Consider the following 9,043-nt stretch of genomic DNA (forward strand, 5'->3'; position numbering starts at 1 on the left):
CTTGCAATCCAAAAACAGTCCACACCAGCAAATGCGATTCTGCCTCAATCGCTTAGCCGATCTTCACGGACGACTACGTATATTCCCGCCGATCAAATCGCGAGAGTAGATCTCCGTCGCCGGATTTAAATCGAATTACTTCTTTGGCTTCGGCGGTGGTGAACTAGGAATCGTATCGGTCGTCGGAATATAATTTCCGTCTACCCCATGACCCGGATGCTGCTGGTTTGGCAGCGTCGCGGGTCTGTAGTTTTTGATGACTTCGGGAGTATAATTTTGGTTGACGGGCTGCGAACCGTCTTTTTCGTCGGACATGGTAATGGCTCCATTCAATACACGTTACTTTATGAGCTGTCTCTCGAGGTTGCAAGCCGATCTTAGCTAGCGCTATGCGATAGTCCCTATGGCCCTGAGGCGGAACGGTTGCTCCAATAGCTGAGTCACACATTCTGTCTTTGATCCGAATTAAAGCTCGATGCTCCGTAGTCGACAATGATCCATTTGTTCATCGTTACGGTCCGTCCCATCTCCCTTTCGGTGGCGGCGCGAGTTGCTTCCAATGCTGCTTTCGCCGCCTCGATATTCGCGAAGGTGCCTTCAAGAGTGGTGTTCGGTAGGCGATACCAGATGTTGTTGGTGGCGAGTATCCAAAGTTTCCAATTGTGGGCCGCGGCTTGCTTGAGAAACGTGGAATGTGGATCTGGGCTAGTTTCTTTTATATCGTAAGATGCCAGGTATGTTGGCACGCAATGCCCCCTTAGTTAGCTAGCGGTCCGTGTCTAAAATGAAAATTCGTTATCATCGGTGGATGTGCACTGATAGATTAGCAGGTGGCGGAATGGCGGAATCCGCGCCCACGGCTTCGCCCCAATAGCATTTGGAACAGGAGCGCAGCTCTATATCAACTCACATGTTCCGTGCCGCGATTCAATTCACGATTGATGCGATCCTTGACCCGACGAACCGCAAGAAGCTCCAACCTCGTTCGGGTTCGGCCACTGATCGTCTTGCCATCGAGTTGGAAACTGTAGCGCCACTCGCCCGGCAATACTTCTCGAATGCTGAATTGCACACCTCTATGCTGCATAAATAGTTTCAATCCCGATACACCATGGCCCCCCAGCGCCGTCGTCGTCGAGCTCCAGATTGATCTATGATTCCGTCAATGCTGAAAGCGTTGACCCGATACCGAAGTGAGCCGCCGATCCATAGGACCGGCGGCCAAGTCAAGGGAGGAAACGCCCGTTAGGGCAGCGGTAGGAGAGTATACCGCTTAGGCACCGCCAATCTCCTGGCGGATCTCGCAAAACAAATTTGCAATTTGGCTAAAAGATGATCCTGATTCACCGAATGCAGGTGATGCGAAGAGGTCTACGCGTGCTGGCTTCAAGTAATTCAATTCAGCCTGTAGCAAAAGAAAAAGTTGCGTACGTGGCGTACCAACTGAGCTCTTTCCGCTCTTCGGTTACATCTTCAACAAGTCGAAGCTGTTTCGTCGTTTTACAGGGCTAGATTCGAAAGGCGCGCAGCCTGCCATTCGTAACCGGTATGAGCTCCCACGTCGGCGGTGATTAGCGTGCGTAGCGGATCGGCATCCAGTATTGGCGCATGGCCTCGACGGCTGCGGGAATATCGAGGTGGGCGTTGCGCAGAGAGTCTCGGGTCTCGCGGCCGGTCCGTGGCGGTCCGAGCAGCGGACCGGCCTGATCGTCGCGACAGTGAAGCAGAATAGGCAGCAGCAGGCGGTGATTGACGTTGCTGGCGTCCAGCAATGGCGCCCACGCCGACAGCCTGAGCCGCATCGCGGCGTAGAATCCCTGGCACCATGGTCGCGGATCGACGACGCCGTTGGGTTGACGCCGGTGCATCGGGGCGAACTGGTTAGGCGTGGTGGAAAGGATCTGGCTGATCTCGTTATGACGCAGCGCGACGGCGGAGATCGCAGCGAACTCCGGGGTGCCGCCGTGGTTGAAGGCATCGGCATCGATGGCAAGCAGTGGGCATATCCAATCGAGCGGGCTCATCGACACCGGTCCGGCCACGATCGCGGCGACGTAGCCGTCGAGCATGGGGAGACCGGTGGCGGCAGGATGCTGATCGACGCGAGCCTGGAGCCATTGCTCGAGCTCCGCAAGCGGCATGGCGGCGGCCGCCATCGACGATGAAGCTTTAGGGCGACGTGGGCTCATGCTGCAGCCTGTGCGATGCGCTCACGGGCCGCCTTCCAGTTCCAGACGAGCAGCTCGTGGAGCTGGTGGCTCTTGGTTCGCCCGGAGACAATCCGCTCCAGCACGTCCGTCAGATAGATCTGAGGATCGAGTTCATGGAGTTTTGCCGTTTATGCCGACCGCCGAACTATGCCGAATGGTTTTGGGAAGAGCCCGTCGTTCGCGCGGATTTGCCGCTGGTCGAGCGATCGTCGTCCTGCTTCCATTCGGCATAGTCTGGCATCTTACAGCGCCTCAAGGAAGGCGAGCAGGCGGTCGCTCGGCTGGAAGCGGGTTCGCTTGCGGTGTGCGTACGGCTTGAGCTTAGCGAGGGCCGCTTCTTTGAGTGCGAGATGGGCATGCAGGTAGGTCTGCGTCGTTTCGATCGACTCATGACCGAGCCACAGCGCAATTACCGAGCAATCGACGCCCGCTTCCAGCAGCTCCATCGCAGCGCTGTGCCTGAGCACGTGCGGCGATACCCGCTTGGACGCCAGTGACGGACAGCTCTCGCTGGCGACACGCACATGCTTGGCCAGGAGCGATTGGACGCTGTCGGCGCTGAGCCGACCACCGTGCATGTTGGGGAACAGCGCGTTTGCGCCGTGGCGCGCCGGTTCCTTGAGCCATGCCTGGAGGGCGCCGCGCGCGTGCGCGGTTAGTGGCGTGCATCGCTCCTTTCGACCCTTTCCGACGCATCGCACATGCGCGCCGGTGCCGAGGTGGACGGCACCCCTGTCGAGGCTGATCAGCTCGGACGGGCGCAAGCCGGTCTGGGCCGCAAGCAGCAGCAAGGTATAATCGCGACGTCCGAGCCAAGTCGTGCGATTAGGAGCGGCAAGAATCGCCTTGATCTCGGACCGTGCCAGGAAATGCACCTGGCGCTTGTCGTGACGCTTGCTTGGAATCGCCAAGATGCGCTGGATCAGGGCGCTGTGAGCCGGCTCCTCGAAAGACACGAACCGGAAAAAGGAGCGAATCGCTGTCAGACGCAGGTTGCGCGTCCTGACGCTGGCGTCCCGCTTCGTCTCGAGATCAGCGAGAAACGCGCTGATAAAGGGCATGTTTAGATCGTCGAGGGCCAAGGCCGACGGCGGCTTGCGGAGCTGCGCCTGTGCGAACGTGAACAGCAGCCGGAACGTGTCTCGATAGGATGCGATCGTGTTGGCGCTGACATTGCGCTCGTGCATGAGCCGCACGGTGAAGTAACGCTCGATGAGCGCGGCGAGGTTGCTGCTTGGCTTCATGGCTTGACCTCCCAGCGCCGGTCGAGACGGCGGGCGGCCCCTTCCATCAGCTCCGGACAGGCCGAAAGATACCAATAGGTGTCGCGCACGCAGGTGTGGCCGAGATAGGTGGAAAGCGCCGGAAGCTGCTGCTCGACATCGGTCCCGTCGCGATACCAGCCGAGAAGTGTGCGGACGGCGAAGCGATGCCGGAAATCGTGTATGCGTGGCCCGCTATGGTCGCCCGGGCGCCGTAGGCCGATCTCGCGGGACAAGCACAAGAAAACACGGTGAACATACTGGTGCCGCAATCGGCCACCGCGCTCGGCCAAGAAGAAGTGCGTACCGCAGCACGACCCGAGGTGAGCATCTCGCCGTTTGGCGTAGCTGCGGAGAGCTGCACGGGTCGTCGGATGCAAGGGCACGAGGCGTGATTTGCCGAACTTGCTCTCTCGAACTGTGAGCAAGCCTTCCTTGAGATCGACATCGGCACGCTCAAGCCCGATCGCCTCGGACAGACGTATGCCCGTCACTGCGATCAGCCCGAACAGGTAATGATAAGTCCAGCGCCGCAGTCCGTTTGCGGGAGGCAGGGCACGTGCCGCCTTCAATAACGCCTCGATCTCCGCATCGCTGTAGACGTAGGGCTTGGCACGCTTCAGGGGTGGCAAGATCCCGGCGCGTGGCACCTCCGTCCCGGGATCGATGTTCGCGACATGGCGCGCGAAACCGCGTACATCGGTCAATCGCAAGACCCAGGATGCGTGACGATCGGGTGGCAGAGTCGCCCAGGCGACGGCGAGCTTCGTGGTGATGGTCACGGCCTTGCGCTCCTCCATGAAGGAGACGAAATTGGCGAGCCGCCGGGCCTGCTGCTGATACTTGTATCCAAGCCCTTGGCGCATGCTCACATATTGCTCGAGTGCGGATCGCAGAGTGGTCATTGCGCGCCTCCCGGCCACGGCAGGCTCAATGTGCGGAGTCTCTGGATATCCACCTTCGCATAGATGCGCGTGGTGTCATGGCTCTCGTGTCGCGGCAACTGGCCGATCTCTGACAAGGTGGCGCCGGATCGGAGAAGCTCGGTAGCAAGGCTGTGTCGGAAGATGTGGGCGCCGTGGTGGGCGTAGCCACGGACGCCGGCGCGCTCCAGGGCGGTCTTGGCGATCACCGTAATCGCGCAACCGGATGCAAAGCCGACGTGAGGCGCCGGCGTGCGCAGAAACAGCCGGCGACACGACGACGTCGAACGGCGATCCCGCAGGTAGGCAACGATGGCCGCACCGACGTCTGGAGGCATCGGCATTCGCGCTCGCTGCCGACCCTTGGCGCGAATCAGCATCTCGCCGGATCGCCAGTCGATATCATCCAGGGTGAGGGTCGCGACCTCGCCAGCCCGTAAACCGAGCTTCGCCAGCAGCATCAGGATGGCATAATCCCGCCGTCCCATCGTGGTGGCCCGATCGCAACCATCGAGGACCTTCTGGACCTGCGCGGCGGACAGATAGGTCGGCAGGCTTGCGAGCTTCCATTGCCTGACCGACGGTACGCAATCCGCCAGTGCAAGCCGAGTCACCCCCTTATGATGGAGGTATCGGAGAAATGCGCGCAGCGACCAGCACATCCGCTTCCCGGATTCCGCGCTCCCATCCCGGGCGTGGCGCTCGATGTAGCGGGTGACGCCCTCCCGGCTGATGTTGCCGAGATCGCGGGCACCAGCAGGGCATACCTCACGCAGGAAGCGGCGAATGGATGGCAGGTGGCAGATGATGGACCTCGGCGCCAGCCCGCGTTCCTGTCGCAGATAATCACTAAACCCCTCGAATATCTGGTGCTCCGGGGTGGTCGGCGGCAGTGGCGCAGGTGCAATCATGCCCGCCTCGCGCAACACCGATAGCAACCGCTTCAGCGCCGCCCGGTCGCCCGCCTGGATGCACAGCTTCCGCGCTCGGTACTTAAGGTACCGTTCGGTCACACGCTCATCGAGATCAGTCAGCTTCAGACCTGACCGGCAGCGCCGTGTTGGGCGCAACGATCGGCAATATACTCGAATTCTACGACTCGGGACTTATAGCTTTTTCGCTATCCAGATCGGTCCACTCGCCGCACGTCCATCTTGATGCGGCCGGTCTGCGCGCCGGTTTTTCACATTGACATGAAGCATGCACGATGAGCCTCATGACAACGTGTGCAATAAAAATGCCCGCCTCTTGCAGCCCCATTCAGGCATTGAACTGATCGCGGCAATCGTCAGCGAAAGATAGAGAAAGACGCCCAATGCGGCAGCGGGGGCGGACGGTCGTTGCACCTTCGCGTGCAATGTCGCGCTTGTGGCAACATCGGCGGGGGCGGAACAAGTTGCGCCTTCTTTCACACAGAAGTGCCGCCGCGCGGGCGGCTTTGTTTTTTATTCGACCTTATCGCGTCTCGGGCTTTCTGCGCCGTGACCATGTTAGCGAACGCCTGTTAATTGGCTACGCTGGCGTCTGGCTTCTGACAACTGCTGTTGGTCAAGGCTTCGCAATCTGCATGCGATTTGTCGTCAGGAGCACTATCAAATGAAGGTATTGTAGATCGCCTTTCTGAAAGCCGCGATGATGCGAGTGTTCGGACACTGGGTTAGGCGAAGCCCTTCAACTCGCCTGATAGTCGTTTTGCCCTGCATTCCTTGATCGCAGTGGCGAACGCATCTGCTGGCGCTTGCAGTGGGTTGGCTTATGCGGGGATGGCTTGTCGATCGGGTTGCGGCCCGGGTCTCACTGCGACAGGCGGCGGCGCGGCCGCGACGTTGCTGGCCCATCAGTAGAGCAGCACAGTGGGCCGGTGATAACGGGGCAGAATTCTCTTGGATCAAGATGTCCACGAAGCTATCGGGGAAGACAAGCTATCTGCCTGCGAACCAGTTTCGCGAAGCGCTCCGCACGGAGACAGCGTACCGTGATGCATATAGATTGCACCCGAAGCCAACTTCGCGACGACGCCCGGCGTCTTTATGTTGTCCCGCTGATCGCTTGCCCCGCAGGATGCTGTCGAACTCCCACATCAGCGATCAATGATCCCGCGCTCAGCGGCCATCCGGCGAGCGCCAGCTTCCAGATACAGACGCGCGGCGCGAATGCGCTTGGTCCTGTCCGGATCACTCTTGCTGAGCAGTCGCTCTAGCCGCACTCTCCGCCACGCTTCGACGCGGCGCAGTCGAAGCACCGTTGATGGCGGCTCAATGTGCCGGCCTACTGTCCTTGCGGCAACGTCTCACTCCCTCATTGGTTGTAAGGCTAGCCAAATTCATGCGCTCCGCCTAGCCGGTCACGATACGGTCTACGTCTCGCGACTGCCACTTCCAGACGTCCGCTTTTCAAGCACGGCCGCGAGAATGGTTTCTGCCCCCTGAAGGCGCGTTCAGGGTGGCCCAGGAACCCTCAAGCCACGGCGTGACGTCCGAGGTCGGTGGTCTCCAGCACGTTGTAGTCGGTCTTTCCCTCACGTCATATCTGAACGGACATGCTGTAGAAGCGCTGCGGAATTCCTTCCGGAGCCGCAAGCGACATGTCGGCAATGGCGCGCGCGATACGTTATTGCCGTCTTCACAGGGATCGATCGTCACGAACCACAGACGCGCGATTGCGGCCTTGATGAGCGGATCGATTTTCCCTTCGGTGTTGTACCAATCGAGAAAGGCAGTTATGTCGGTGTCGATCTTTTCAGCGATCGATGCTTCGTAGTGACGAGTTCTCGCCCGTGGTCGCCGTAGACGACCTGCATCGGTCCTGCTGAGGCATCGCGCGCACACCGCCGAAGGTCGTGAATGTGCTCTCGAGACCGGCAAACCAATGCTCCTGCCTCACGGCCCGGAACGCACGCACATGAAGCCGTCGCGAGTGGCCGAGCGTTGCCACGAACACGAATGCCTTGACTTTCGCCCCTCCGATATCGGCCAGGCGCTCCCCGAAGTCGATCTGCAGCTGTCGGCCTGGCGGGGTCTCAAACCGCGTCGTCGCCAGCACCTCCGCCTTCAGCACCTGGCGATAGGGTTGCACGGCGCGTTGCAGCGTTCGCCGGCTAACTGCCGCGCCTTTCTCGACCAAGAGGTCCTGGCGCACCACGTCGGCATTGCCGCGATGAACGAATGAGCCTCTCGCGCAGCCAACCCTCAAGACCGTCGAGACGCTTCGGCCGCTCAGGCGGCTTGAACGGCTTCACCCCGCCCCCCGCCACGTAGTCCTTCACCGTGTGATGGCTGCAGCCCAGCTGCCGCGCAATCCGCTTCAGACCCCCCCGCACGCTCTCAGGCGCAACATCTCCGCCACGTCATCCGGCGTCTTCATCACTTGCCCCCGTGGATCACTCCACGGCGAGCCTTCAGTGATTCGTTCCTGCTTCATTCACTCTCTCCTCAGCTATCCGAGGAGGGGGCAATTCCTCGTGACGCTGAGGGGGCAGTTTTCCATGGCGCGCGACAACGATGGCGCTGCGGCGCAGTCCGTAGTGCTGATGGATCAGGGCTTGTGGACGCTGGAAGATCTTGCCGCCACGACTTGCCGAAGGAGAGAAATCCATTGTCTTTCTTCTGGCCGGGAGGAGCAAAGCCGAGAGATCCTTTTCCTCAAGTATCATCAAGCGTTTCGTACTTGATCAATTGCCGCCACTTACCTCCGTACCGCGCTTCATACTTGTAGTCTTTCCGGACGAGTCAACGACTCCCGCCGTAACGCGAGCGGGAAACGGTATCTGAACCGGATCACGATTCGGGAGCCGAGCGGCGTGTTGTCCTGCGACGATGGCAGCGATATTCTTCGCTGCGCCCATGGTAGCGACCGAATCGATTGGACGAATGAGAGGGGATGAGGATAGACGTGAGCAAGCCTCGTTGGCGTCCGGCCAGCACGACCGACATTGCTGCGATCATCGCGATCGCAGAGCGCATCCATCCCGATCTTTTTGAGCGGCCTGACGTGTTTGCGGAGAAGATGCGGCTTTGTCCCGACGGCTGCCGCGTGCTCGTCGGGGATGAAGGGATAGTCGGCTACGGCCTTGCCCACCCCTGGAAGCAGTATCAGATTCCGCCGCTCGATTGCTTCCTAGCAAGCTTGCCCGACGATGCGGACTGCCTCTACGTGCACGACGTGGCCGTGTTGCCCTTCGCCCGCGGTGGTGTAGCGGCGGCCTATATCCGGACGCTCGAACAACTCGCACGCTCGTCGGGTGCAGTTCTAGCGTTGGTCTCGGTCTATGCCACGCGGCCGCTATGGGAACAGTTCGGCTTTCGGTCAGTCACGACGAATGCGGAATTGCGCGCAAAGTTAGCGTGCTACGGCGAGGCTGCGACCTATATGCTCTGGGATCTCGCTGCAGCGCAGTCTTCTCGCCCTCCCACGCCAATGACGCCATCAGAATCAGCTGATCAGGCACAGACCTAATCGTGTCGCGAGCAATCGCTTCGCGGACGGATTGTTCGAGTCTTCGAGGGTGGAAGATTTGTTCCTGTATTATGGCAGATAATCTTACGTTGTAAGCGTGCTGAGAGGCTGACCGGAAATTAAAGTTGGGTGATTTCAGCAGGTTGTGATTCTTCGAGGTGTTCGAAGCCATCGGAGAAGCAGATGACCTGGA

At 59.9% G+C, this 9,043-nt stretch carries 9 protein-coding genes and 1 pseudogene; 3 read left to right on the forward strand and 7 right to left on the reverse strand.

Going from position 1 to position 9,043, the window contains the following annotated elements; all coding sequences use genetic code 11:
- Positions 1-135 precede the first annotated feature (135 nt).
- The 7 genes and pseudogenes from QJT82_RS44455 to QJT82_RS44485 form a co-directional block, all read right to left on the reverse strand.
- Positions 136-315 (reverse strand): hypothetical protein, encoded by a 180-nt coding sequence (locus QJT82_RS44455; RefSeq protein WP_141382075.1) that lies wholly within the window; start codon positions 313-315, stop codon positions 136-138.
- Between the two features lie 125 nt (positions 316-440).
- The gene (locus QJT82_RS44460) at positions 441-746 is read right to left on the reverse strand and encodes a hypothetical protein (protein ID WP_129964851.1); all 306 of its coding nucleotides are present in this window, start codon (positions 744-746) and stop codon (positions 441-443) included.
- An 825-nt stretch (positions 747-1,571) separates the two neighbouring features.
- A complete protein-coding gene (locus tag QJT82_RS44465; protein WP_028344409.1) occupies positions 1,572-2,156 on the reverse strand; it encodes a UPF0149 family protein in 585 nt (194 codons plus the stop codon).
- A 29-nt stretch (positions 2,157-2,185) separates the two neighbouring features.
- Positions 2,186-2,338 (reverse strand): annotated as a pseudogene (locus QJT82_RS44470) (transposase domain-containing protein); the annotation flags it as partial.
- 114 nt (positions 2,339-2,452) lie between these two features.
- A complete protein-coding gene (locus tag QJT82_RS44475) occupies positions 2,453-3,454 on the reverse strand; it encodes a tyrosine-type recombinase/integrase (RefSeq protein WP_018269999.1) in 1,002 nt (333 codons plus the stop codon).
- Positions 3,451-4,377, reverse strand: a complete 927-nt coding sequence (locus QJT82_RS44480) for a tyrosine-type recombinase/integrase (protein ID WP_018270000.1) — start codon at positions 4,375-4,377, stop codon at positions 3,451-3,453. Before QJT82_RS44480 ends, QJT82_RS44475 begins: the two co-directional genes overlap by 4 nt.
- Positions 4,374-5,408 carry a tyrosine-type recombinase/integrase gene (locus QJT82_RS44485; RefSeq protein ID WP_051448157.1) on the reverse strand — a complete coding sequence of 345 codons (1,035 nt, stop codon included), beginning with the start codon at positions 5,406-5,408 and terminating at the stop codon, positions 4,374-4,376. The genes QJT82_RS44480 and QJT82_RS44485 overlap by 4 nt, the downstream gene beginning before the upstream one ends.
- Positions 5,409-7,296: 1,888 nt before the next feature.
- Here QJT82_RS44485 and QJT82_RS44490 point away from each other — a divergent pair.
- The 3 genes from QJT82_RS44490 (at position 7,297) to QJT82_RS44500 (ending at position 8,850) form a co-directional block, all read left to right on the forward strand.
- Positions 7,297-7,563, forward strand: coding sequence for a hypothetical protein (locus QJT82_RS44490; RefSeq protein ID WP_155258812.1), 267 nt, complete (start codon positions 7,297-7,299; stop codon positions 7,561-7,563).
- Positions 7,564-7,879: 316 nt separating this feature from the next.
- A complete protein-coding gene (locus QJT82_RS44495) occupies positions 7,880-8,065 on the forward strand; it encodes a hypothetical protein (RefSeq protein ID WP_038380113.1) in 186 nt (61 codons plus the stop codon).
- A 221-nt stretch (positions 8,066-8,286) separates the two neighbouring features.
- Positions 8,287-8,850 carry a GNAT family N-acetyltransferase gene (locus QJT82_RS44500; RefSeq protein ID WP_244436099.1) on the forward strand — a complete coding sequence of 188 codons (564 nt, stop codon included), beginning with the start codon at positions 8,287-8,289 and terminating at the stop codon, positions 8,848-8,850.
- Positions 8,851-9,043: the final 193 nt, after the last annotated feature.

It is taken from the genome of Bradyrhizobium sp. Mp19, from assembly GCF_029952935.1.
GTDB classification, from domain to species: Bacteria; Pseudomonadota; Alphaproteobacteria; order Rhizobiales; family Xanthobacteraceae; genus Bradyrhizobium; species Bradyrhizobium elkanii.

Excerpts from the sequence above, each read along its gene's own strand:
- QJT82_RS44465 (WP_028344409.1), bottom strand. The coding sequence starts at position 2,156 with ATGGCGGCCGCCGCCATGCCGCTTGCGGAGCTCGAGCAATGGCTCCAG.
- QJT82_RS44480 (WP_018270000.1), bottom strand. The coding sequence starts at position 4,377 with ATGACCACTCTGCGATCCGCACTCGAGCAATATGTGAGCATGCGCCAA.
- QJT82_RS44495 (WP_038380113.1), top strand. The coding sequence starts at position 7,880 with ATGGCGCGCGACAACGATGGCGCTGCGGCGCAGTCCGTAGTGCTGATG.
- QJT82_RS44490 (WP_155258812.1), top strand. The coding sequence starts at position 7,297 with ATGAAGCCGTCGCGAGTGGCCGAGCGTTGCCACGAACACGAATGCCTT.
- QJT82_RS44475 (WP_018269999.1), bottom strand. The coding sequence starts at position 3,454 with ATGAAGCCAAGCAGCAACCTCGCCGCGCTCATCGAGCGTTACTTCACC.
- QJT82_RS44455 (WP_141382075.1), bottom strand. The coding sequence starts at position 315 with ATGTCCGACGAAAAAGACGGTTCGCAGCCCGTCAACCAAAATTATACT.